At 50.1% G+C, this 23,393-nt stretch carries 28 protein-coding genes; 11 read left to right on the top strand and 17 right to left on the bottom strand.

Annotated elements, in window-relative coordinates; translation table 11 throughout:
• Positions 1-12: 12 nt before the first annotated feature.
• Positions 13-1,038, bottom strand: a complete 1,026-nt coding sequence (purR, locus tag AC0IWZ_RS10765) for an HTH-type transcriptional repressor PurR (protein ID WP_471677360.1) — start codon at positions 1,036-1,038, stop codon at positions 13-15.
• Positions 1,039-1,334: 296 nt separating this feature from the next.
• Between purR and cydH the strand changes: the two genes are divergently transcribed.
• On the top strand, positions 1,335-1,424 hold the full coding sequence (cydH, locus tag AC0IWZ_RS10760; RefSeq protein WP_034495793.1) for a cytochrome bd-I oxidase subunit CydH: 90 nt from the start codon (positions 1,335-1,337) through the stop codon (positions 1,422-1,424).
• 39 nt (positions 1,425-1,463) lie between these two features.
• Here cydH and sodB read toward each other — a convergent pair whose 3' ends face one another.
• The gene (gene sodB / locus AC0IWZ_RS10755; RefSeq protein WP_034495792.1) at positions 1,464-2,045 is read right to left on the bottom strand and encodes a superoxide dismutase [Fe]; all 582 of its coding nucleotides are present in this window, start codon (positions 2,043-2,045) and stop codon (positions 1,464-1,466) included.
• 177 nt (positions 2,046-2,222) lie between these two features.
• Positions 2,223-3,074 carry a C40 family peptidase gene (locus tag AC0IWZ_RS10750; RefSeq protein ID WP_471677361.1) on the bottom strand — a complete coding sequence of 284 codons (852 nt, stop codon included), beginning with the start codon at positions 3,072-3,074 and terminating at the stop codon, positions 2,223-2,225.
• A 362-nt stretch (positions 3,075-3,436) separates the two neighbouring features.
• On the opposite strand from AC0IWZ_RS10750, the gene AC0IWZ_RS10745 reads away from it, so the two are divergent.
• The gene (locus AC0IWZ_RS10745; RefSeq protein ID WP_115628382.1) at positions 3,437-3,781 is read left to right on the top strand and encodes a Grx4 family monothiol glutaredoxin; all 345 of its coding nucleotides are present in this window, start codon (positions 3,437-3,439) and stop codon (positions 3,779-3,781) included.
• Between the two features lie 62 nt (positions 3,782-3,843).
• On the opposite strand, the gene rnt is transcribed toward AC0IWZ_RS10745, so the two are convergent.
• From rnt to AC0IWZ_RS10720, 5 genes are all read right to left on the bottom strand, one after another.
• Positions 3,844-4,497 carry a ribonuclease T gene (gene rnt, locus AC0IWZ_RS10740; RefSeq protein ID WP_471677362.1) on the bottom strand — a complete coding sequence of 218 codons (654 nt, stop codon included), beginning with the start codon at positions 4,495-4,497 and terminating at the stop codon, positions 3,844-3,846.
• A gap of 95 nt (positions 4,498-4,592) precedes the next feature.
• Entirely contained in the window at positions 4,593-5,000 is a 408-nt protein-coding gene (gene gloA, locus AC0IWZ_RS10735; RefSeq protein WP_115628383.1) for a lactoylglutathione lyase, read from the bottom strand.
• 87 nt (positions 5,001-5,087) lie between these two features.
• Positions 5,088-6,185, bottom strand: coding sequence for an alkene reductase (gene nemA / locus AC0IWZ_RS10730; RefSeq protein ID WP_172894022.1), 1,098 nt, complete (start codon positions 6,183-6,185; stop codon positions 5,088-5,090).
• 68 nt (positions 6,186-6,253) lie between these two features.
• Positions 6,254-6,853 carry a TetR/AcrR family transcriptional regulator gene (locus tag AC0IWZ_RS10725; protein WP_471677363.1) on the bottom strand — a complete coding sequence of 200 codons (600 nt, stop codon included), beginning with the start codon at positions 6,851-6,853 and terminating at the stop codon, positions 6,254-6,256.
• A 41-nt stretch (positions 6,854-6,894) separates the two neighbouring features.
• Entirely contained in the window at positions 6,895-7,467 is a 573-nt protein-coding gene (locus AC0IWZ_RS10720; protein WP_471677364.1) for a phosphoethanolamine transferase domain-containing protein, read from the bottom strand.
• A gap of 135 nt (positions 7,468-7,602) precedes the next feature.
• Between AC0IWZ_RS10720 and AC0IWZ_RS10715 the strand changes: the two genes are divergently transcribed.
• From AC0IWZ_RS10715 to sodC, 3 genes are all read left to right on the top strand, one after another.
• Positions 7,603-7,842: a DUF1289 domain-containing protein gene (locus tag AC0IWZ_RS10715; RefSeq protein ID WP_034495784.1), complete on the top strand. Its 240-nt coding sequence runs from the start codon at positions 7,603-7,605 to the stop codon at positions 7,840-7,842.
• A gap of 57 nt (positions 7,843-7,899) precedes the next feature.
• Positions 7,900-8,796 (top strand): aldo/keto reductase, encoded by an 897-nt coding sequence (locus AC0IWZ_RS10710; protein ID WP_471677365.1) that lies wholly within the window; start codon positions 7,900-7,902, stop codon positions 8,794-8,796.
• A gap of 82 nt (positions 8,797-8,878) precedes the next feature.
• Complete coding sequence (gene sodC, locus AC0IWZ_RS10705) at positions 8,879-9,400, top strand: superoxide dismutase [Cu-Zn] SodC (protein ID WP_410372916.1); 522 nt, start codon at positions 8,879-8,881, stop codon at positions 9,398-9,400.
• A gap of 2 nt (positions 9,401-9,402) precedes the next feature.
• Here sodC and AC0IWZ_RS10700 read toward each other — a convergent pair whose 3' ends face one another.
• Genes AC0IWZ_RS10700 through AC0IWZ_RS10690 form a run of 3 tightly spaced genes read right to left on the bottom strand, consistent with a single transcriptional unit; the run spans position 9,403 to position 12,530 of the window.
• Positions 9,403-11,424, bottom strand: a complete 2,022-nt coding sequence (locus AC0IWZ_RS10700; RefSeq protein WP_471677366.1) for an FUSC family protein — start codon at positions 11,422-11,424, stop codon at positions 9,403-9,405.
• 8 nt (positions 11,425-11,432) lie between these two features.
• Complete coding sequence (locus AC0IWZ_RS10695) at positions 11,433-12,290, bottom strand: efflux RND transporter periplasmic adaptor subunit (protein ID WP_471677367.1); 858 nt, start codon at positions 12,288-12,290, stop codon at positions 11,433-11,435.
• 3 nt (positions 12,291-12,293) lie between these two features.
• Entirely contained in the window at positions 12,294-12,530 is a 237-nt protein-coding gene (locus AC0IWZ_RS10690) for a DUF1656 domain-containing protein (RefSeq protein WP_034495778.1), read from the bottom strand.
• Positions 12,531-12,711: 181 nt separating this feature from the next.
• Between AC0IWZ_RS10690 and slyA the strand changes: the two genes are divergently transcribed.
• Entirely contained in the window at positions 12,712-13,146 is a 435-nt protein-coding gene (gene slyA / locus AC0IWZ_RS10685; protein WP_115631824.1) for a transcriptional regulator SlyA, read from the top strand.
• Between the two features lie 57 nt (positions 13,147-13,203).
• Here slyA and slyB read toward each other — a convergent pair whose 3' ends face one another.
• Positions 13,204-13,671, bottom strand: a complete 468-nt coding sequence (gene slyB, locus AC0IWZ_RS10680; protein ID WP_034495775.1) for an outer membrane lipoprotein SlyB — start codon at positions 13,669-13,671, stop codon at positions 13,204-13,206.
• A 264-nt stretch (positions 13,672-13,935) separates the two neighbouring features.
• Between slyB and anmK the strand changes: the two genes are divergently transcribed.
• From anmK to pdxY, 5 genes are all read left to right on the top strand, one after another.
• Positions 13,936-15,057 (top strand): anhydro-N-acetylmuramic acid kinase, encoded by a 1,122-nt coding sequence (gene anmK / locus AC0IWZ_RS10675; RefSeq protein ID WP_034495774.1) that lies wholly within the window; start codon positions 13,936-13,938, stop codon positions 15,055-15,057.
• A gap of 111 nt (positions 15,058-15,168) precedes the next feature.
• Positions 15,169-15,492, top strand: coding sequence for a C-type lysozyme inhibitor (gene mliC, locus AC0IWZ_RS10670; protein WP_471677368.1), 324 nt, complete (start codon positions 15,169-15,171; stop codon positions 15,490-15,492).
• A gap of 57 nt (positions 15,493-15,549) precedes the next feature.
• Positions 15,550-16,206, top strand: coding sequence for a pyridoxamine 5'-phosphate oxidase (pdxH, locus tag AC0IWZ_RS10665; RefSeq protein WP_034495771.1), 657 nt, complete (start codon positions 15,550-15,552; stop codon positions 16,204-16,206).
• 142 nt (positions 16,207-16,348) lie between these two features.
• Positions 16,349-17,623: a tyrosine--tRNA ligase gene (gene tyrS / locus AC0IWZ_RS10660; protein WP_172894029.1), complete on the top strand. Its 1,275-nt coding sequence runs from the start codon at positions 16,349-16,351 to the stop codon at positions 17,621-17,623.
• Positions 17,624-17,701: 78 nt separating this feature from the next.
• Positions 17,702-18,562, top strand: a complete 861-nt coding sequence (pdxY, locus tag AC0IWZ_RS10655; protein ID WP_471677369.1) for a pyridoxal kinase PdxY — start codon at positions 17,702-17,704, stop codon at positions 18,560-18,562.
• A gap of 43 nt (positions 18,563-18,605) precedes the next feature.
• Here pdxY and gstA read toward each other — a convergent pair whose 3' ends face one another.
• From gstA to rsxG, 5 genes are all read right to left on the bottom strand, one after another.
• Positions 18,606-19,208 (bottom strand): glutathione transferase GstA, encoded by a 603-nt coding sequence (gene gstA, locus AC0IWZ_RS10650; protein ID WP_410372912.1) that lies wholly within the window; start codon positions 19,206-19,208, stop codon positions 18,606-18,608.
• 109 nt (positions 19,209-19,317) lie between these two features.
• Complete coding sequence (dtpA, locus tag AC0IWZ_RS10645; RefSeq protein ID WP_034495765.1) at positions 19,318-20,823, bottom strand: dipeptide/tripeptide permease DtpA; 1,506 nt, start codon at positions 20,821-20,823, stop codon at positions 19,318-19,320.
• Positions 20,824-21,440: 617 nt separating this feature from the next.
• On the bottom strand, positions 21,441-22,076 hold the full coding sequence (gene nth, locus AC0IWZ_RS10640; protein ID WP_034495764.1) for an endonuclease III: 636 nt from the start codon (positions 22,074-22,076) through the stop codon (positions 21,441-21,443).
• The gene (locus tag AC0IWZ_RS10635) at positions 22,076-22,762 is read right to left on the bottom strand and encodes an electron transport complex subunit E (protein ID WP_410372910.1); all 687 of its coding nucleotides are present in this window, start codon (positions 22,760-22,762) and stop codon (positions 22,076-22,078) included. The genes nth and AC0IWZ_RS10635 overlap by 1 nt, the downstream gene beginning before the upstream one ends.
• Entirely contained in the window at positions 22,759-23,385 is a 627-nt protein-coding gene (rsxG, locus tag AC0IWZ_RS10630) for an electron transport complex subunit RsxG (protein ID WP_034495762.1), read from the bottom strand. The genes AC0IWZ_RS10635 and rsxG overlap by 4 nt, the downstream gene beginning before the upstream one ends.
• Between the last annotated feature and the right edge of the window lie 8 nt (positions 23,386-23,393).

Genomic DNA, 23,393 nt, shown 5'->3' with positions numbered 1-23,393 from the left:
ACCTACGCTATTTTAGCGGCGGTAATCGCGGAACGGACCGTCGGCTACGGAGCGGCGTTCAATCAGGCGCGGATGCACTTCAATGGACTGCGACTCTTCGCGTTTGTTGACGATTCTGTCCAGCAACATGTTAAACGCCGTTTCACCCAGCGAATCTTTTGGCTGGTGAATGGTGGTCAGTGCTGGCGAGAAGAAGCGGGCGTTACGCACGTTATCGTAGCCAATAATTGAAAGATCCTGCGGCACACGCAGACCCATTTCATCAGCGGCACAAATCGCGCCCATCGCCATAATATCCCCGCCACAGAAGACTGCCGTTGGACGATGAGACTGGCCGAGAATCTGCTGCATCGCGCGGTACCCAGACTCTGGCTCAAAGTCGCCCTGAACAATCCAGTTTTCTGGAATGGCGATACCGGCTTCTTCCAGCGCTTTCATAAAGCCTGCGTGACGACCGCCGCCGGTGTTACGTTCCATTTGGCCAGGAATGGCGCCAATTTCACGGTGGCCGCGTTCAATCAAATAACGCCCGGCCAGATAACCGCCGTGGAACGCGTTATCGACCACAGAGTCGGTGAAGTCTGCGCGAGCTTCGCCCCAGTCCATCACCACCATGGGGATATGGCGATATTCTTCGAGCATTGTCAGCAGTGATTCCGGATACTCAGAACACATCACCAGCAGGCCATCGACGCGCTTTTGCGCCATCATTGATAAATAAGCGCGCTGTTTTTCAAAGTTGTTGTGCGCATTGCCCAGAATCAGGGTATAGCCTTTTTCAAAGCAGCTATTTTCCACGGCTTCGATGATCTCGGCGAAATAAGGGGCTTCGCTGGAAGTGGCAAGCAGACCAATCGTTTTGGTGTGATTAACTTTAAGGCTGCGTGCGACGGCACTAGGTGAATAGTGCAATTCTTTGATTGCCGCCCAGACCGCATTGCGAGTCTCTTCCGCCACAAAGCGAGTTTTGTTAATCACATGTGATACGGTTGTAGTGGAAACGTTTGCGCGCTTCGCCACGTCCTTGATTGTCGCCATTAAATTTCACTCCAGGCCATATCGTAAACTCCTGATAACTAATATGTTAAACGTTTGCGTACACTGACTCCTGAGGCAACGTTTGGGTTGCGGGTATGCCGGGATTGCGACATAAAACGGAAGGAGGGCATAGAATTGATGGTACGCAATAAATTAGCGAGGGATTTTGGCCTATCCGGAAGAAAAGTGGAAGAGGGAAAAGCGATATCAGGTTAAAACCAGGAGGATTTTTATTTCTGGTTGTGGGAAAATCACTCTGACACACCGATTGTAAGGTAATTAAAAGGAGTTTATTGATGAGCACAGATTTGAAATTTTCAATCACCACAACGGTCATTGTTCTGGCACTGATCGTCTGTGGCGCGTTAACTGCCGTACTGCACTGATTAAAATGGGCCGCAATCGCGGCCCATATCTTTTAGGTTTTACGCTGCCAGATTCTTCGCAACAAATTCCCAGTTCACCAGCGCCCAGAAATGCTCAAGGTAGCCTGCGCGAGCATTACGGTAGTCGATGTAGTAAGCATGTTCCCATACGTCTACTGTCAACAGCGGTTTTGCCGCAGTGGTCAGCGGGGTGCCGGCATTAGACGTTGAAACGATAGCTAATGCGCCATCTTCTTGCTTAACCAGCCAGGTCCAACCCGCGCCGAAGTTTTTGATAGCCGCGTCGGTAAACTGCTGTTTGAATTCAGCAAAGCTACCAAAAGATTTATTGATGGCTTCCAGCAGTGCGCCTGTTGGTTCGCCACCTGCGTTTGGCGCCAGACAGTTCCAGTAGAATGTGTGGTTCCACACCTGTGCTGCGTTGTTGAATACGCCGCCTTCTGAAGTACGAACGATCTCTTCCAGAGTTTTACCTTCAAACGCGGTGCCCTTAACCAGATTGTTCAGGTTAGTGACGTAGGTTTGATGGTGTTTACCGTAATGGTATTCCAGCGTTTCGGCAGAGATGTGCGGGGCTAAAGCATCTTTCGCATATGGTAGTGCAGGTAATTCGAACGACATTGCAAACTCCTTATTACCCATCATTCTTCGAGCCGCATCGTTGACTCAAATGAGTTAGGGTATCTATTGTTAAATAAACACTTTTAGTGCGGGTTTAGGTTAACAAATTGAAAGGAAAAGCAAAAGAGAAACGCACTTACCCGTTTAAGGGCAAGTGCGAGTTTTTACGAAGAGGGATTAACGAATGGTTTTTGAGGTCATAACGCGTTTGGCACCCACATAATGGCGCTGCCAGTAATCTTCACTTAAAGACGTGATTTGAATATCGCGACCCGTGCGAGGTGACTGGATGAATTTGCCATTGCCAACATACACGCCAACGTGATCAGCGGTGCCGCGACCACGGGTGCGGAAGAAGACCAGATCGCCTGTTTCCAGTTCGCCACGGTCTACTGAAGAAGCATCACGCAGATGGTACATCTCGTTCGCGGTGCGCGGAATGCGGAATTTCACCAGGTCTTTATAAGCGTAGTAAACCAGACCGCTGCAATCGAAACCGGTATTTGGCGACGTGCCTCCCCAGCGATACGGTTTGCCAATCTGGCCCATCAATTTATTCATTGCCGTTTTTTGTGCTTTTTGCACGCGGACTTTATGCGCCTGAGCAATAGTCGTTGGATGCTCTGCTTTAACTTTCACACAACGCGTTTTGTAACCTTTGCGAGGTTTACTGCATTTTTCGGTGAAAGTAACAGGCTGGACTTTTGCGAGCTGAGAGGATTTTTTGCGGTCGGTTTTGGCAAGATTCTTGGTTTTGGTGCTGCTGGCATTTTTAACGGTTTTACTTTTCGCGGCAGCGGTTTCTTTTTTCTTGCTTGCAGTCTTGGTGGTGGTGCTTTTCTTGCTGGCGGTAGTGGTTTTCTGTTTACTCTTACTGTTCTTTTCTGTGCTCTTCGTTGTGGATTTCACAACGTGCGCCTTTTGCGCGACCACGGGACGAGCGTGTTCAGACGCCTGCGTCAATGGTATATACGGCAAGGTAAATAGCAGAGCACAGAGCGTGATAGATGTTTTTGTTATCCGCGCCACTCGACATTCCCCTGGTTAAAATAAATGCATGATAAATACCATCATGCCCGTGTATGATTTTGCGAAACCCGCCGATTCTAATCCATAAGGCGCAATAAAGTTAATAACCTTTTTCGATTCCTCTTCCTGTTTCGTTACCGAACGCAAAAAAAATGACCAAACTAATGGTTGTGAGGCTATTTATTGATCGTGCTTATAGTTATTTCCTGATTTCCCGCTGCGGGAAAAGTGTTATTCTTGATGCATGTTGTCCCTCCATCGCGCAGCACAGAGAAACCCTGTAAAAAATGGTGTTTTCTGGAGAGGGTGTCAATCGCTACAATGGCAGGCTAATGCCAGTACTTGGTTTGAGGAAGCAAGCAATGAGCACTATTGAAAAAATCCAACAACAGATCACCGAGAACCCAATTCTTCTTTATATGAAAGGTTCTCCGAAACTGCCTAGCTGTGGTTTCTCTGCCCAGGCTGTGCAGGCGCTGTCTGCCTGTGGCGAGCGTTTCGCATACGTTGATATTTTACAGAACCCAGACATCCGTGCTGAGCTGCCAAAATACGCAAACTGGCCGACTTTCCCGCAGCTGTGGGTTGATGGCGAGCTGGTTGGCGGCTGCGACATCATCATCGAAATGTATCAGCGTGGTGAGTTGCAATCTCTGATTAAAGAGACCGCAGCGAAGCATAAATCTGAAGAGCCAGACGCAGAGTAATTATTTGCTCATGTGTTTTGTGCTAATAAAAAAGCGACCGGCTTAGGTCGCTTTTTTTATGCTTAAGATTCAGCCTCTGCCGGAAGCGGAAGAGGCCAGCCACCTAAGCGTTTCCAGCGATTGACGATTTCGCAAAACAGGTGCGCTGTTTGCTCGGTGTCATACAGAGCAGAGTGCGCCTGGCTACTGTCAAACGGCATGCCCGCGGCGATGCACGCTTTCGCCAACACCGTTTGCCCTAATGCCAGTCCGCTTAACGCGGCGGTATCAAAGGTGACAAACGGATGGAACGGGTTACGTTTGAGTGATGCGCGTTCTGCCGCTGCCATCATAAAGCTGTGATCGAATGTGGCGTTATGGGCGACCATAATCGCACGGTTGCATCCGCTGTCTTTGATGCCTTTACGCACCATTTTGAAAATCGCATGCAGCGCATCATATTCGCTGACGGCACCACGCAACGGGTTGTGCGGATCGATACCATTAAAGGCCAGCGCTTCAGGCTGAAGGATTGCACCCTCAAACGGATCGACATGGAAATGCAGGGTTTCATCCGGCGATAACCAGCCGTCTTGATCCATCTTTAAAGTGATGGCTGCGACTTCCAGTAAAGCATCGGTTTTCGCGTTAAAGCCGGCAGTTTCTACATCAATGACTACCGGATAAAAACCACGAAAACGGTCGCACAGGCTATGCAGTTGCGTGTTGTCAGACATCAGGATCTCTTAGTACGGGGAAAAAGCAGCGCGCATTATGGCAAATTTTAGGGAGGGTTGCAGTAGCGGGCGCAAAAATGCCCGCTACTCGGGTATTAGTGACCCAGACCTTTGCCAGCGTCTTTACTTTCGATCAGCTCAATTTTGTAGCCGTCGGGATCTTCAACGAAAGCGATAACGGTGGAGCCACCTTTGACCGGACCAGCTTCACGCGTCACATTGCCACCGTTTTGGCGAATACGTTCGCAAGCTTCGGCTGCATTATCAACGCTCAGCGCGATGTGACCGTAAGCATTGCCCAAATCATAGCTTTCGGTGCCCCAGTTATAAGTCAGCTCAATAACCGCTTCTTCCGTTTCCGGACCGTAGCCCACGAAGGCCAGAGAGTATTTATATTCAGGGTTTTCGCTGGTACGCAGCAGGGTCATGCCCAGTACGTTAGTGTAAAACTCGATGGAGCGTTGCAGGTTGCCGACACGCAGCATGGTATGAAGTAAGCGCATAAATTCCTCGAAGAATTAGAAGGTTAATTTCTAAATGTGAGGTAAGTATAGCGGCGAATAAACGCCGCTATCAACGGAAGACTCTGATTATAAGGTCGGATAATCGGTATAACCTTCAGCGCCACCGCCGTAGAAGGTTTCAGGGCGCTGGGCGTTGAGTTCTGCATTGTGATGCAGGCGCTCAACCAAATCAGGGTTCGCGATGTAATCACGGCCAAACGCGACAGCGTCTATCAAACCTTTTTCGATTAATGCTTCTGCTTTTTCTGGGGTATAAGCGCCTGCACCAATGATCACACCGTTGAAACATTCGCGTACTTTCTGACGGAATGCTTCGGTGTATGGCTTGCCGCCGGCCCAGTCTGGTTCAGACATGTGCAGATAAGCAATGCCACGTTTGTTCAGTTCTTCAATCAGATACAACGCATCGGCTTCTTCATCCGGGCCGTTGTCCACATTCTGGAATGAACCGACTGGAGAGACACGAATACCAATACGGTCAGCGCTCCATTCTTTGCTCACAGCATCAACCACTTCCAGCACCAGGCGCGCGCGGTTTTCACGGCTACCGCCGTACTCATCGGTGCGATGGTTAGAAGATGGTGAGAGGAACTGGTGCAACAAATAACCGTGCGCAGAGTGCAGTTCAACCATATCAAAACCAGCGTCACGTGCGTTTCCTACCGCCTGGCGGAAGTCATTCACGATGCCTGGAATTTCATTGAGCTCAAGTGCGCGCGGCATGGATGTATCGACGCGAATGGCATGGCCGTTTTCATCACGAAGCGAAGTGCGGGTACCGGCAGAAAGTGCAGATGGAGCAACCGGCGCTTGCTGTCCAGGCTGAATACTGGTGTGGGAAATACGACCGGTATGCCACAGTTGCACAGCAATACGGCCATCTGCGGCGTGAACGCCCGCCGTAATTTTCTTCCAGGCAGCAATTTGCTCATCGCTATGCAAACCTGGTGCGCCTTCATAACCTTTCGCTTGCGCTGAAATCTGCGTCGCTTCACTGATGATAAGCCCTGAGCTGGCACGCTGGCGGTAATATTCACCCATCAAAGGCGTAGGGATATCACCCGGCACGATGCTGCGCAGTCGGGTCAGTGGAGCCATAAAAATGCGGTTCGGGGCGGTAATAGCACCAACTTTCAGTGGAGTAAATAATTTATCTGCTGACATATAAAACGCCTCTAATAGACCGGTCGTCTACTGTTTGATTAAATAAAAAGTACTGAAATAAAAGCCTGTCAGGAGACAGGCTCCGCTAATAATTGAGTGACGTGAGCGAGGGCGCATTCCAGCGGTATCGCGCTACGTGAAATCTTCGCCTGCAAGCTCGCTCCGAGCCAAAGGGCATAAATCACCTGAGCCTGGTTGAACGCGGAATCGGTCAATTTCAGGCTTTTCTCTGCGTGACCTTTTTCCAGTGCATCTGCAAGCTGGGAAACAATCTGTGCCGAGCCTTGATTCAGCGCCGCACGCATATCTTCTGAAAGGTCGCAAACCTCCGCCGAAAGTTTGACCGTCAAACAGCTGATCAGGCTACCGTGCTGGGAAAACCAGTTAACAGTTTCCTGATACCAGGCCAACAATCTTTCGCGGTACGTTCCCGCGCCACAGGAAAAGTGCTGCTGCAATCGCAGGTTATAAGCCGTGTAATAGCGCTCCAACATCGCCACGCCAAACGCTTCTTTAGAGCGAAAGTAATGGTAGAAAGATCCTTTCGGGACTTCGGCAGTGCTTAACAATTCGCTCAACCCCATGCCAGTAAACCCGCGCTGCAGGCAAAGCTGCTCGCTGGTCGCAAGGAGGTGTTCGCGTGTGTCATGGTCAGGATGTCTGTTCATGGGGAAAGACTGTAATAGACCAGTCGGTCTAACGCAAGTTTTTAGGGGAAAATTTTTACGATGTTTTTGTGACTAATGAACAGCGATGCGTAATCGCTATAAAAAACTGAAGCCACCAGAATAATGATCAACAGTCCCGCCAGAACCCCGACCAGGCGGATGAGTAGGGTGTACCACCAGCGTGAAGCCTGGATTTTAATCGCTGACAGAAACAATGCGGATACCAGTCCAGCCAGCCCGATCCAGAGCAGTAATGGCGGGGTTATTAACCCGGATGCGTTATGGGAGTCGGTTTCAAAGACGCTACTTACAATATGAGAGTCAATGACTGCACCACAGGTAAACATAAAGTAATTGTTCGCCGCACAACCCATCACCAATATCACCAGCAGTGGCTTACGTATCCACGGAAAATTAATCATATTGAAGAGGGATAACCAGGCGCTGAACAAAACCACGGGCACGGAAATGGCGAATATCCAGCTGTGAAATGAGTCCGCGGCAATGATGTCCCATGCGCGTTTTATGAACAGTGAATTAATCAAAGTAAAGAAAAGGGCACAGCACAGGTTAAATCTGGAGTCGTTACACCGTAACCTTTTATTGATTTCCATAACGCCCGTACGACACGAATATAATGGACGTAGACTAATTTAATAAGATTAGGCGAACCTTAATTTCACCGCATCGCTTGCAACATTCTGCGTGTCAGGCTTCAATTGAAGCAATGTGCTTGAAGAGGTTGGCGAGTGTCTGAACAGTTAGAGTTTTTCCCGATACAAAGTCCGTGTCGCGGGATCTGCCAGTCAGATGAGCGCGGCTTTTGCCGTGGGTGTATGCGCAGTCGTGACGAGCGCTTTCAGTGGCAGCAACTGAGCGATGGGCAAAAACAAGAAGTGCTACGTTTATGCCGCCAGCGTTTAATGCGTAAATTACGTGCAAACAAGAGCGCATCCCCCGAAGAACCGCAACAACCTTCACTTTTTTAATTCCCTGATCCCTCTATACTCAGTCGCAGAATTCATTTAACACTGAGGACAGGCTTTATGGTACAGCGCATTACGATTTCCCCGCAGGGACCAGAACTTTCCCGTCTGGTGATGGGGTATTGGCGTTTGATGGAGTGGAATATGTCCGCCCCTCAACTGGCCAGCTTTATTGAAGAGCATGTCGACCTGGGTATTACCACTGCTGACCACGCTGATATCTATGGTGGTTATCAATGTGAAGCCGCGTTTGGCGAGGCAATGCGCCTGGCTCCGCATCTGCGTCAAAAAATGGAAATCGTTACGAAGTGTGGGATTGCTACCACGGCAAAACCCGATCACGCTTTGGGGCACTACATCACCGACAAATCTCACATCATCAGCAGCGCGGAAAAGTCACTTCAGAACCTGGCCACTGACTATCTGGACCTGCTGTTAATTCACCGTCCTGATCCTTTAATGGATGCTGACGAAGTGGCGGAAGCGTTCACTATGCTGCATCAGAGCGGCAAAGTGCGTCACTTTGGCGTATCAAACTTTACACCCGCTCAGTTTTCATTGTTGCAATCGCGTCTGCCGTTTACGCTGGCGACCAATCAGGTGGAAATTTCTCCGGTACATCAGCCGACTATTCTTGATGGCACGCTGGATCAATGCCAGCAGTTGCGCGTTCATCCGATGGCATGGTCATGTCTGGGCGGTGGTAGCCTGTTTAATGACGAAGCCTTCCAGCCGCTGCGTGATGAGTTACAAGCGGTAGCAAATGAGATGGGTGCTGAAACTATCGAGCAAGTGGTTTACGCATGGGTGATGCGTTTGCCGTCTAAACCGTTGCCAATTATCGGCTCCGGTAAAATTGAACGTGTGCGTTCAGCCATTCATTCTCTGAGCCTGGATATGAGCCGTCAACAATGGTTCCGCATTCGTAAAGCCGCTCTGGGTTACGACGTGCCATAACCCGCAAAATTAGTTATCTCCCGGAGGATTCCACCTGTCTGGCCTATGCTTAACAGGGTAAACATGAATCCGGGAGATAAATATGAAGCGAATGAGTCTGGCGTTACTGGTCTTATTGAGTTGTGGAGCCGCTCAGGCTGCAAGCACCGACGTTCAAATGAATCTCGTCACCGCTGAGGGGATTGGTCACTCTCTTGGCAATGTCAAAATCACCGAGACCGATAAAGGACTGGTTTTTGCACCGGACCTGCGAACACTTCCCCCAGGCGACCATGGGTTCCATGTCCACGCCAAAGGCAGCTGTGATGCTGCTATGAAAGATGGCAAACCTTCAGCCGCTGAAGCGGCCGGTGGGCATCTTGATCCTGAACATACTGGCAAACATATGGGTCCAATGGGTGTGGGTCATCTGGGTGATTTACCCGTGCTGGTGGTTGATAACGACGGCAGCGCGACCCAGCCCGTTACCGCACCGCGCCTGAAAAAACTCGATGATGTAAAAGGCAAGGCGTTAATGGTGCATGTTGATGGCGATAATATGTCCGATCAACCGAAACCACTTGGCGGTGGTGGGGCGCGCTACGCTTGCGGCGTTATCCAGTAAAACTAGTGGCTGCCTGCCAACGTTCCGGCAGGTGGCGCTTGTTCCAGTTGGGAAAGCGAACAATAAAGCCGCCAGATGATTCCGGCGAGCTCTCGGGCATCCGCATTATGGTGATGCGCAAGCGTGTCCGACATTTTCTGTAATTCCTGCAACGTTGCTGCCAGCGATCGTTGCTGAACCCCACGTTCACTCATCACGTCCCGCAAGGTATGAATACATACATCACGCACCTGCGAAAGCGGGTCGGACCGTGTTTCCCAACTCCGCAATTGCCAGACTACATGCGAGCAGTTCAATAACACCACTCCCCAACGCAACAGCCAGCGGCGCGCCGTTTCATCTTTGCTGTTACTCAGTTGGCTAATGTGGTGATAGGCGAGCGATTCAAATTGGTTTTCCGTGTGGACGGGTTTGCGGCTTAACTGATCGACAAAACCACGTCGCAAGGCCCGAATATGGCGGCGACTCTTCCGCGTGTCTGAACCCGGTCGCAGAATGGAAAACGCCACCCACGAAAGGCCCACGCCTATCACTTTTGCCAGATTATCATTCAGGAAATCTGCAAAGTCATAAACCGGCGGGTTGGTCACTGCGATAAACGAACCCATGAAAACGATCAGTTGCCCCCATAAGCCCGCCAGCTTGGGTTGTTGTAGCTTGAGTAACTGCATGGTCGCCAGCAGCGGCAATAAGAAAATCAGGAACTGCCAGAGGTCGGTGATTTGCACCATCAGGCCGAATTTCACCAGGAAGCTAAATAGCGATAGCCACAGCAATGTGCGCATCAGCAAGGTGAGCGAATTAAGCGGCGAGGCGACAGACGAATAGAGCACGCAGCTTATTGCCGCCAGCGATAGCGCACCGCTCCCGCCATCCCATTGGGTGCTGATACACCAGGCTCCGGTCACGGTGATTACGCAGAAGGTGCGAACTGCGCTCCACAAGGCCTCGGTGTTATCGGTATGCCGCGCCAGTGGCGGAGTTTTCGGTGGTTCTAGCTCTGATACCGGCGTCGCATTTTCCAGTTCACGCAACCATCGCGAACTGTTCAGATACAACCAGCAGAAATAACGCAGACGATGCCAGAACGCCTGATACCGATAGTCATCATCGACCCCAGGGGCAATCTGCTGTAACAGGCGGGCGATGTGATATTTATGAGTATCCTCCCGCGCCAGCTCTTTAATTAAGGCTTCCAGGACTGGCCATAAATTTTCTGGCGGGTCAGGCCAGTTCATCAACATCCGACGCAGGCCGGAGATAACACTGGTGAGGCGGAGTTGTTGATGAATTAGATAATTGAGCAAATTATTCTGGCGGCGAAAACGATAATGGCTCCAGAACGCCTGAATCCTTAAAAGATTCATGGTCAGAATCTGCCCGATAACCCCTTCGTGCGCCATGCGAATCGCATCGGTGGTTTCTGGTTTCCACAGCATCGACGCGTGTTCCAGCAAACGGGCATGCATATTTCGCAGCGCACTCAGCAGCGTGGTGCCATCAGAGGTGCTGGGCAGCACCATCATCATAAAACCACCGCATAAAATCCCGACGATAACTTCGCAAACACGTGCCTGAGTAATATCCCACAGCTGCGTGGTTTCAACCGTATTCACCATCGGGAAAGCGATAATCGCGGCGGTGTAGCCCGCCAGCATAAAGGCATACGCGACGTTATTCTGGAAATGGCTTGAGCTCCACGTACATAGCGCCAGCCACGCAGCCATAGCAAAAGTAAACAGCCACGGGTCGTTAAGCGTATTCCCGGCAATAATCAGCGAGGCCATAGCACCAATCAAACTGCCTGCCACGCGCCCCAGACTTTTACTGACCACGCCGCCGACGGTAGGGAAGCTCACGACGGCCGCTGAAGTCATTGCCCAGTAGGGTTCATCCAGATTCAGGTAATAAGCGATAGTCAATGCCAGACACATCGCAATCGCATTACGCAGGGCGTAGCGCCATTGCCCGGCGTTTGCTTTGCCCCAGGGCGTATTTCGCCATGCCAACGCTGAGAGTTTCATCAGCGCTGTCAGTGCTTAATGGATACAGTGCAGGTGGTGCCGGATACTAATGTGACTCCTTGCGGAATCTCATCGAGCTTGATGCGCACCGGAACACGTTGGGCCAGTCGCACCCAGGGCACGTTGGGTTTGATATCCGGCACTAAATTGCTGTTGCTTTCAACACTCTGATCGTAGATGGCGCGGCCAATGCTTTGCACTTTGCCGCTTAAAGGAACATGGCCGCTATACAACACGATTTGCGCGGCGTTGCCGGGTTGGATATGGCGAAGTTTGGTCTCTTCAAAATAACCAACAACATAAAAAGAGTGGCTATCGACCAGCGCAAATACCGGCTGCCCGGCGGTGGCGTAATTGCCGGTTCGTGTTGAAAGATTCGTCACCCAGCCATCAACGGGCGCGGTCACGGTCGTTTGCGTAATCTGCCATCTTGCCTGTTCAAGCGTGGCTTCAGCCGCTTTTACTGCGGCTTGAGCGGCTTTGACATTGATGTTGGCGGTGTCCATATCTTCGGCAGAAATATAGTTGCGCGGCAAATTACGACGGCGTTTGGCTTCGTTGCTGGCTTTGCCCAGTTCGGACTGCGCCTGGGCTAACTGCGCCTGCGCGTTGAGTTCGGCAATGTGGTAAGGCGTGACGTCAATGGTGAACAAAATCGAACCCGCTTTGACGAACTGATTATCTTCAATATTAAGCTTTGTAATGGTCCCTGAAACTTGCGGCGTAATGCTGACTTGCTCTGCGCGAACTTTCCCATCTCGCGTCCACGGTGATTGCATGTAATAATTCCATAACATCCAGCCAACAACGATGGCTACAGCAAAAACCAGCAGCGTGGAAAAATACTTAATTGTTTTCATATTCATGCTTTACCACACCACCAGAATGACCAGGCCTGCACTGACAGAGAGTGAGAATAACGACAAATCCATTAATGTCGGATGCCAGATTTCGCCGGAATACATCCAGTCACGTAACAAATGATGCAGGATGAGCCAGATAAAAAAACCAACAAGAACCGCTTTAAAAAGAGGGGGAAAGTAGATAGAAGCACCCAAAATCAGGTCCTGAATGGGTAAGCCTGAGGTCAGTAAATTAAAGCTCACGTCAGATAATCCTTTAAAATTCCGGGGACGACTGCCGTTTCCCCTGACTTAGATGTAAACTAAAAGTATAGCTGGTTGCATAACGTCAGCAAAAATAAGGATTTTGTTTTTTCAATTAAAGCCTGCACAGTAGTTTAAAATCAGTATAATATGTTAGCAAGCTAATTATAAGGAGATGAAATTGGAATCGCCATTAGGATCAGATCTGGCACGATTGGTGCGCATTTGGCGTGCTCTGATTGACCATCGCCTGAAACCACTTGAATTGACACAAACGCATTGGGTTACGTTGCACAATATTCATCAGTTGCCGCCCGAGCAGTCACAGATTCAACTGGCCAAAGCGATCGGCATTGAGCAACCATCATTGGTCAGAACACTTGATCAACTTGAGGAGAAAGGTCTTATTTCTCGTCAGACTTGTGCGAACGACCGTCGCGCGAAGCGTATTAAACTCACTGAGCGGGCAGATCCCATCATCACTGAGATGGAAACGGTTATCAAAAAGACGCGCGATGAAATTCTGTTGGGTATCAGCCCCGAAGAGCAGACACTGTTGCTTAACCTGATAAACCGGCTGGAAAAAAACATCGTTGATTTACAGACGAAAGAATGATTTTTTTATCGAAAGCCTCGCTGCAAAGCGAGGCTTTCTGCTTTATAGAAGCATTAATTAGTTCGGTGAAACAGTGGTCTGGCTGCCGTTACTAGCGATTCTCACACGTTGACCCGCAGAGAATTTAGTGTCGCCTTGTTTTTGTACGACCAGAATAGTGTTGCCGTCATCTTTACGAATTTCCAGCTCAACACCCTGAGTTTTGTTCATCGCACCCTGAACACTCTGACCTGCCACGCCACCTGCTACTGCACCCGCAGCTGTTGCCAGTGAACGACCGGTACCGCCGCCGACGGTGTTACCCAGGAAGCCACCCAGAACAGCCCCGCCAATCGCACCCATCACGTTTGAATCATTTCCTGCCTGAATCTGAACAGGGCGAGCAGAAACCAACGTACCGTACGTGACGCTCTGCACTTGTTTGGCATCAGAGGCGCTGTACACGTCGCCGGAAAGTGAACTGGTGTTGCTGCAACCAGCCAAAGTTAACCCAACTAATGTTACTGCCAGTACACGTGAAATCATTTTTTGACTCTCCTGAACACCTGAAACGCCCAACTGAGCATCCTTCATGGATAAATTATATGGTATTTAGGTGCTGAAATTAAAATTAGTTCCGATGCATTATGGCATTGATACTAAAAAACCTTAACTTAACCGTGCCTAAACCAGCGCAATATTCTTTGTGAGACAGGCATTGTTGTTAAAAAGTATTAATGAATCATCGAATTGAGTGCTAATTTATGATGGAGTTTACCCCCTAAAATGGCGAATCTACAGGAGTAACAGATGAAATCAGGGCGTTATATCGGTGTGATGTCGGGCACCAGTCTGGACGGTATTGATGTCGTTCTGGCAGCGATTGATGAGCATCTTGTTGCGCAGCAGGCGAGTTACAGCCACCCGATTCCTTTAGATATCAAAAATGCCATTCTGGCAATCTGTCAGGGGCAGCAGTTAACGCTTTCTCAGCTTGGGCAGCTCGATAATCGCCTGGGGAAATTGTTCGCCGAAGCGGTGCAAACGTTGATGAATGAACAGGGGCTGACTTATACCGACATCACGGCTATCGGGTGCCACGGGCAAACCGTCTGGCATGAACCGCAAGGTGATGCGCCGCACACGATGCAAATTGGTGATAACAACCAAATTGTTGCGCGCACCGGTGTGACAGTCGTAGGGGATTTTCGCCGCCGCGATATGGCGCTTGGTGGACAAGGCGCGCCCCTGGTTCCGGCATTCCATCATGCTTTATTAGCCCATCCGACCGAACACCGCATGGTGCTCAACATCGGTGGGATTGCCAACCTTTCTTTGCTGATACCGGAACAACCCATACGTGGGTTTGATACCGGCCCCGGAAATATGCTGATTGATGCATGGATCTGGCGTCAGCGCGGCAAGGCGTACGATAAAGACGCCGAATGGGCGAGCAGCGGTAAAGTTATTATTCCTTTATTGCAGCAAATGCTTAGTGACCCGTACTTTGCCATGCCTGCGCCGAAAAGCACCGGTCGCGAGTATTTCAACTATGGTTGGCTTGAACGCCAGTTGGCGGCATTCCCAGGGCTTGCCGGGGAAGATGTTCAGGCCACACTCACGGAACTCACCGCGGTGACTATTTCCGAGCAGGTTTTATTAAGCGGTGGTTGTGAACGCCTGATGGTCTGCGGTGGCGGGAGCCGTAACCCGCTACTGATGGCGCGTTTAGGTGGTTTGCTGCCTGGAATCGAAGTGACAACCACTGATGATGCAGGCATTAGCGGCGATGACATGGAAGCACTGGCATTCGCCTGGCTTGCGTACCGCACTATGTCGGGCCTGCCGGGAAATCTGCCGTCCGTGACTGGTGCAACAGCCGCTAGCGTGATTGGTGCCATATTTCCCGCAAACCCGCTCCATCTTCCCTGAAGAATCGGAGTTAACTGAAATTCACAACAGCACTAAAACTCTAAACTGAAGTGATGGGGGACGCTAAGCTCCCCCTTTTATAAGAAATTATAAGAACTTCAGGACATGCAGATGAAAAAACTACTTATTGCCACTATTCCTTTCATGCTCGCCGGATGCAGCTATTACAACACCTTTGTTGAGCGTATGCAGACCGATACCCTGCAATATCAGTGCGACGAAAAACCCCTTACCGTCAAACTCAATAATCAGAAACAGATGGTCAACTTTGTCTACGACAACGAATACCTGTCGCTGACTCAGGGTCTGTCTGCCTCGGGCTCGCGTTATACCGACGGAGTGTATGTATTCTGGTCGAAAGGCGATACCGCCACGGTTTATCGTAAAGACACGGTGGTGTTAGATAACTGCCAGTTACAAAATCCTAAGCGTTGAGATTTTTGAGGGTGGAGCGCACAATAGCTCCACCTGACAATTGCCTGACGTAAAGCCATGTCTGATAACGACTCTTTGCAACAAATTGCGCATTTGCGCCGCGAATACACCAAAGGTGGGTTGCGCCGCACTGATCTTACCGAACAACCACTGCCTTTGTTTGAGCGCTGGTTAGCTCAGGCATGTGATGCAAAACTTGCCGATCCTACCGCGATGGTAGTGGCAACCGTTGATGAAAACGGCCAGCCATATCAGCGCATTGTTTTGCTCAAACACTTTGATGAACGAGGACTCGTGTTTTACACCAACCTTGGTTCACGCAAAGCCCATCACCTCGAAACGAATCCGCGAATCAGTCTGCACTTCCCGTGGCATATGCTCGACCGCCAGGTCATGGTGCAGGGAACGGCGGAACGCTTATCAACGATTGAAGTGCTGAAATATTTCCACAGCCGTCCGCGTGATAGCCAAATCGGCGCCTGGGTTTCAAAACAATCCAGCCGTATTTCCGCGCGCGGTATTCTGGAAAGTAAATTCCTCGAACTAAAACAAAAATTCCAGCAGGGCGAAATTCCTCTACCGAGTTTCTGGGGCGGATATCGCGTAACGATTGACCAAATGGAATTCTGGCAGGGCGGTGAACATCGCCTGCACGATCGTTTTTTATACCAGCGTGACGGCAGTGCCTGGAAAATAGACCGCCTGGCCCCGTAGCATCGGGAATTTGTTGTGTTAAGCGCTGGTACTCCACGTGCCAGCTCTCTATTATATGTCCCCTAAGAAATTAACTCCTTTCGCCACCAGGCGAAAAACCGTGTACCGGTAAAGGTGCAGTCGTATATAGATGGAGAATTTGATGGCGAGCATCAATTTGATAAAACAATTGCAAGAGCGGGGCTTAGTCGCCCAGGTAACGGATGAAGAAGCGTTAGCACAGCGACTGGCGCAAGGGCCAATTGCTCTGTATTGCGGCTTTGATCCTACCGCTGACAGCTTGCATTTGGGCCATCTGGTTCCACTGCTGTGCCTGAAACGCTTCCAGGAAGCGGGTCACAAACCGGTTGCGCTGGTGGGTGGTGCAACAGGTCTGATTGGCGATCCAAGTTTTAAAGCCTCCGAGCGCAAACTGAATACCGAAGATACCGTGCAAGAGTGGGTTGAAAAAATTCGCCGCCAGGTTGCACCATTCCTCGATTTTGACTGTGGCGAAAACTCAGCGGTGGCGGCGAATAACTACGACTGGTTTGGCGGAATGAATGTTCTGACCTTCCTGCGTGATATTGGTAAGCACTTTTCTGTAAACCAGATGATCAACAAAGAAGCGGTGAAGCAACGTCTGAACCGTGATGATGTGGGTATCTCCTTTACAGAGTTCTCCTACAACCTGCTGCAAGGTTACGACTTCGCCTGCCTGAACAAACTGCACGGCGTAGTTCTGCAAATTGGCGGTTCCGATCAGTGGGGTAACATCACCTCTGGCATCGACCTGACCCGTCGCCTGCACCAGCAACAAGCGTTTGGTCTGACTGTTCCGCTAATCACCAAATCTGATGGCACCAAATTCGGTAAAACCGAAGGCGGCGCGGTATGGCTTGATCCGAAGAAAACCAGCCCGTACAAATTCTACCAATTCTGGATTAACACCGCAGACTCCGACGTTTATCGCTTCCTGAAGTTCTTCACCTTCATGAGCCTGGAAGAAATCGACGCGCTGGAAGAAGAAGACAAAAACAGTGGCGCGGCTCCGCGTGCGCAATATGTGCTGGCAGAGCAGGTGACTCGTCTGGTTCACGGTGAAGAAGGTCTGGAAGCGGCGAAACGTATTACCAGCAGCCTGTTTAACGGCAACCTGAGCGATTTGACCGAAGCTGACCTTGAGCAACTGGCTCAGGACGGCGTGCCAATGGTTGAAATGGAACGCGGCGCTGATTTACAACAAGCATTGGTCGATTCTGAACTGCAACCTTCTCGTGGTCAGGCGCGTAAAACTATCGCGCAAAATGCTATTACCATTAACGGTGAGAAGCAGTCCGACCCGGAATATACCTTTGCTGATAGCGATATTCTGTTCAATCGCTACACCTTGCTGCGCCGGGGTAAGAAAAATTACTGCCTCGTTTGCTGGAAGTAATTAAGAAAGACCAGAAGGGCGTGGGAAACCACGCCCTTTATTTTTGCGATATATCCCCAGAGTAGCCCGAGTAGAGAAATGAAAAACATTCTTGCCATCCAGTCCCATGTGGTTTTTGGTCATGCCGGTAATAGTGCTGCCGAATTCCCGATGCGCCGCCTGGGCGCCAATGTGTGGTCGCTGAACACCGTTCAGTTCTCCAATCACACCCAATACGGAAAATGGACAGGCGACGTCATGCCTGCCAGCCATCTCAGTGAGATTGTGCAGGGAATTGCAGATATCGGTCAGTTGCAGCGTTGTGACGCGGTGCTGAGTGGTTATCTAGGCTCTGCGGAGCAGGGTGAACACATTCTTTCTATCGTGCACAAAGTGAAAGAAGCGAATCCGCAGGCAAAGTATTTCTGTGATCCGGTTATGGGGCACCCTGAAAAGGGTTGTATCGTCGCACCTGGTGTAGCCGAATTCCATACACGCTATGCGCTACCAGCCAGCGATATTATTGCGCCAAACCTGATTGAGCTTGAAATTCTCAGCGGCCATGCAGTGAATACCGTTGAAGAAGCGGTTGCCACGGCGCGTGAACTCATCGCCAAAGGCCCGCAAATTGTCCTGGTGAAACATCTGGCACGTGCCGCTTATCAGCAAGATCGCTTTGAGATGTTGTTGGTGACAGCCGATGAAGCCTGGCATATTCATCGTCCACTGGTGGATTTTGGTGAGCGCCAGCCAGTTGGCGTAGGTGATGTGACAAGTGGCCTGTTGCTGGTGAAGTTGCTGCAGGGAGCCACGCTTCGCGAAGCGCTCGAGCACGTTACTGCTGCGGTTTATGACGTAATGGTCGTGACGAAGAAAATGGAAGAGTACGAACTACAACTGGTTGCGGCGCAAGAAGGTATTGCGAAACCTGAGCACTATTTCACTGCGGTGAAACTGTAAAACATAAACGCCCTCAGTAGAGGGCGTTTTCACGTCAAGCAGATTAAATCCCTTCAGCTGTTAACGCCGCCGCCACTGCCGGACGCGCTTTCATACGTTCCATAAACGCGTCGATGTTGCTCAACCCTTCCATATTGAGTTTCAATGCCTGCGCCCAGCGCAATACGGTAAACAGATACGCATCCGCCACGCTAAAACGCAGACCCATCAGCCACTGTTTGTCATTCAACTCTTCGTTGACGTATTTGAATTTTTTCTCAAGTGCGGCACGCGTAAGTGTTTTGAAATCGTCAGGCGTTGCTGGATTAAATAATGGCGAGAAGCCTTTGTGAAGCTCTGTCGCAATGTAGTTAAGCCACTCGAGCGTATGGTAGCGCGTCATGCTGCCTGCGGGAGCGAGCAACTGGCGGTCAGGCACTTTATCTGCGAGGAACTGCACAATCGCAACCCCTTCAGTCAGCAGCGAACCGTCATCAAGTACCAGTGCCGGAACCTGGCCTTTGGCATTCACTTCAAGATAATCGTCACCCGTTTCGGTTTTCTTTGCCGCTAAATCGACTTTGACGAGGGAGAAATCTACACCGGTTTCGCGCAGGATGATGTGGGGGGAGAGGGAACAGGCACCAGCTTTATAATACAGTTTCATTACTGAACTCCTATAGGGCGCTAAGATACCCTATGTTAGTGCGCAAACGGGCAAAAAAAAAGCCGTTAGCGAAAAGCTAACGGCTGAAAAAATCATGTTTCCCGCTACATTACGCGGTGGCTGTTTCCGTGGTGGTTTCAGCTTTTTCGTCACTCTGCGCCATACGGCTCAGTTTCGGTGCCGTAATCATCATCAGAACCGCGATAACAGCGGTAGCAATACCGATTTGCATGAATACGTGACCGTAAACTGCCAGTGACTGCAATGGATCTGTCACGTTTTCCGGTACAGCCATCAGGTTGGCAACTTTACCTGCAATGATTGCCGCACCAGCAGTCGTCAGGAACCAGCTACCCATGATGAAGCCCATCAGACGCTGTGGCACCAATTGTGCAACCATCGCCAGACCCAGACCAGAAATCATCAATTCGCCAATACTTTGCAGCGCATAGCTCAGGATCAACCAGCTTACTGAAACGATACCCGCATCGGATGCAAACTTAGCACCGACTGGCAGCACCAGGAACGCGAGGGAGCACAGAACCATACCGAATGCGAACTTGTGCGGCATTGGGATGCGGTCGCCCATTTTGTTATAGATTGCAGCCAGAATCGGGCTACCAATCATGATCCAGAATGGGTTCAGTGCCTGGAACTGCTCTGGTTCAAACGCGATACCCAGAATGGAGTGCTCAACGTTACGAATAGCAAAGAAGTTCAGAGAGGTTGGCATTTGGCTATACAGCACAAAGAACACGATCGCTTCAACCATCAGGATGAACGCAACAATCATCTTACGGCGCGCTGTGCCTTTCATGGCGAAGGTTTCTTTAGCAAAGATAACCACGATGCCCAGAGCGACTACGCCCAGAACCATACGTGCGATACCCTGGTTGTGCAGCAGCCAGGTTGCTGCGGTAACCAGCACCAGAACGCCGACAATAGTCGTGGCCAGTTTACCGAAGTGAACAGGCTGGAAGTCAGGTTTGGAACCGTGGTTCTTCACCCACTTCTTACAGAACATGAAGTTCACGAGGGTAATCAGCATACCCACGAAGCTCAGAGAGAACGCAACACTCCAGCCATACTTCGCTGCCAGCCATGGTGTAGCCAACATAGAGAAGAATGAACCGATGTTGATGGACATGTAGTACATGGTAAATGCACCGTCCAGACGCGGGTCGTCTTTTTCATAGCATGTAGAAAGCAGGGAAGACGGGTTAGCCTTAAATAGACCATTACCCACAGCGATTGTCGCCATACCCATATAAACAACGGCAACATCGTGGCCGGAGTAAGCTACCAGCGCGTAACCGATAGCCAGAACGATTGTGCCGAGCACAATGACACGCTTGGTGCCGAGAACTTTATCGCCCAACCAACCACCAATAGCGACCATTCCGTAGACCAGCGCGCTGAAGGAAGAGAACAGGGTGATGGAGTCAGCTTCGGACATACCCAGCATTTTGACCAGGTAAACGGCCATGATGCCTTGCAGGCCGTAGTAGCCAAAACGCTCCCACAACTCGATAGAGAAAATCAGGTAGAACGATTTTGGTTGTTTGAAAGCGTTCAGACTTACGCTTTCTGTTGGTTTTTGGTTTGCAGTCGACACATATACCTCTTTTTTTTACATCCCACTTTAACAGGAGTTTTCTAAGCGTCATGCCGGGTGGGCATTCGCTTTTTTAGTTATAAGGAAGGGGAAACGGCGGGTAATGTTCACTATCCTGCGCAATCAGGCAAGAGGTTTGTAATACTCTGTTACATATATCCGAGGCGGAATAAAGCACCGAAAAGCAATTTGTTATTCAGCGTTAAATTTTATCAAAATGCGCTTTACCAATTTATTCTCTGCTGGAATATCAAAATTAAATCAATTTAGTTATATGTTCTGCTCTAAAGGCGAATGTGTAGTGATATGGGCGGGGTGTAAAGATATGTGCAGGCTATTGTACTGCCTAAGTTGGGCATTCACTGGTGAATAAGAGGTTATTTGTTTCATTTTGATGACTTAAATTTAACATCAGGTTATCAGTGTGATCTGCGTCACATAGTTATGGAAAATTCTTATCGTAAAAAAACGATTAACCTGTTCGGGTAATTATTCACCGCAGGATGTAAACGAGGTGGCAATGATTTGCAGAACAAAGCAACTGAATATGGCGAATAGGAAGAGAGGAGGAATTGAGCATTGAACCGGCCTGCCACGAATGCCGCAGGCGGAAGAAATCAGATATCGACTTTCTCTTTGTATTCGCAAAGATCTTCGATGATACACGAGCCACAGCGCGGCTTACGGGCGATACAGGTATAACGACCGTGAAGGATAAGCCAGTGATGGCAATCGACTTTAAATTCTGCCGGAACCACTTTCAGCAGTTTTTCCTCTACCTGCTCAACATTTTTACCCGGCGCGAAGTTCGTGCGGTTACAAACGCGGAAGATATGGGTATCTACCGCGATGGTTGGCCAGCCAAACGCGGTGTTAAGCACCACGTTTGCTGTCTTACGGCCTACACCGGGTAACGCTTCCAGCGCGGCACGGTCTTCCGGGACTTCGCCATTATGCAATTCAATTAGCATCCGACAGGTCTTAATCACGTTCTCAGCCTTGCTGTTAAACAGGCCGATGGTTTTGATATACGACTTGATGCCATCCACGCCCATCTCCAGCATCGCCTGCGGTGTATTTGCAACCGGATACAGTTTTGCCGTGGCTTTGTTGACGCTGACATCTGTCGCCTGCGCGGACAACAACACGGCTATCAGCAGCTCAAACGGCGAACTGAATTGCAGCTCTGTCGTAGGATGAGGATTGTTGTCACGCAGGCGCGTGAGGATCTCTAACCGTTTGCTCTTATTCATTACGCTTTCTCTGGATGTCCTTCCGTGGCGACAGCTTTCGCTGCGCGGCGCGTTTTCATTCTTTCATCAATAAGATATTTAACAGCAAGCATCAAACCCAAACCAATAAATGCCCCTGGCGGCAGCATGGCCAGCAGGAACGGCGTATCGGTATGGAACACTTCAATACGCAGCACTTTTGCCCAGTTGCCTAACAGCGCATCAGCCCCATCAAACAGCGTACCGTTGCCAATAATTTCACGCAGCGAGCCGAGAACAAACATCGCGCTGGTAGCCCCCATGCCGATGGCTAATCCATCTAGAGCGGCAAGCGGTACGCTACTTTTAGCGGCAAAAGCTTCGGCGCGGCCAATCACAATGCAGTTGGTCACAATCAAAGGAATAAAAATCCCCAGCGATTGATACAAACCGTAGGCGTAAGCATTGATCAACATCTGTACGGTACTGACCACCGACGCGATAATCATCACGTAAATCGGGATGCGAATTTCAGCAGGAACCCAGCGCCGCAGTGCTGAAACCGCGCTGTTGGTTAGCACTAATACCAATGTGGTGGCAAGGCCAAGTCCCAGGGCGTTGGTGGCTGTGGAGGTTACCGCCAGCAGCGGGCACAGGCCCAGTAACTGCACCAGCGCGGAGTTATTTTTCCATAGCCCCTGAACGACAATATCTTTTACTTCGCTCATGGTTGTGCTCCACAAACAGGTAAATTATCTACTTGAGAGGGTAATGTTTTTGCGAACAATCCCGCACGTTTAACCGCATTGACAACTGCGCGCGGGGTAATCGTCGCGCCGGTAAACTGATCAAACTGACCGCCGTCTTTCTTCACCGCCCAGCTCGGGTCATCATTACCCTGAATGGTTTTACCCGCAAAATGGGTAATCCAGTCGCTCAGGCGCGTTTCGATTTTATCACCCAGGCCCGGTGTTTCATGGTGTTCGGTCACTCGTGAGCCTAATACTTTACCGTTAAAATCCGCAGCGACCAGCAACTGAATAGCGCCAGAATAGCCATCGGGTGCAGTCGCTTCCATGACCACGGCTACCGGCTGCGAACCTTTACGCGCAACATAGATTTCGCGATCGCCTTTGCCTAATGGCGAATTGTTCACCACCACGCAACTGGCCTGAATATTGTTGTCGTAACTATCGGATGAAATCACCTGATCGAACAACACCTTCTGTTGAGCAACGGCTTGTTGTTCGATGGTGCCTTTGGTCAGCGCGTTAACGACTGCGGTAAGTCCTGTTGCCAGCGCGGCAAACAGCGCCAGAGTCACGCCATGTTTTTGCATTGTTTTCAGCATGACGAATC

It is taken from the genome of Buttiauxella sp. AC142, from assembly GCF_979253435.1.
Note: the sequence above shows the minus strand (reverse complement) of the source record. Positions and strands in the feature narration are given on the sequence as shown.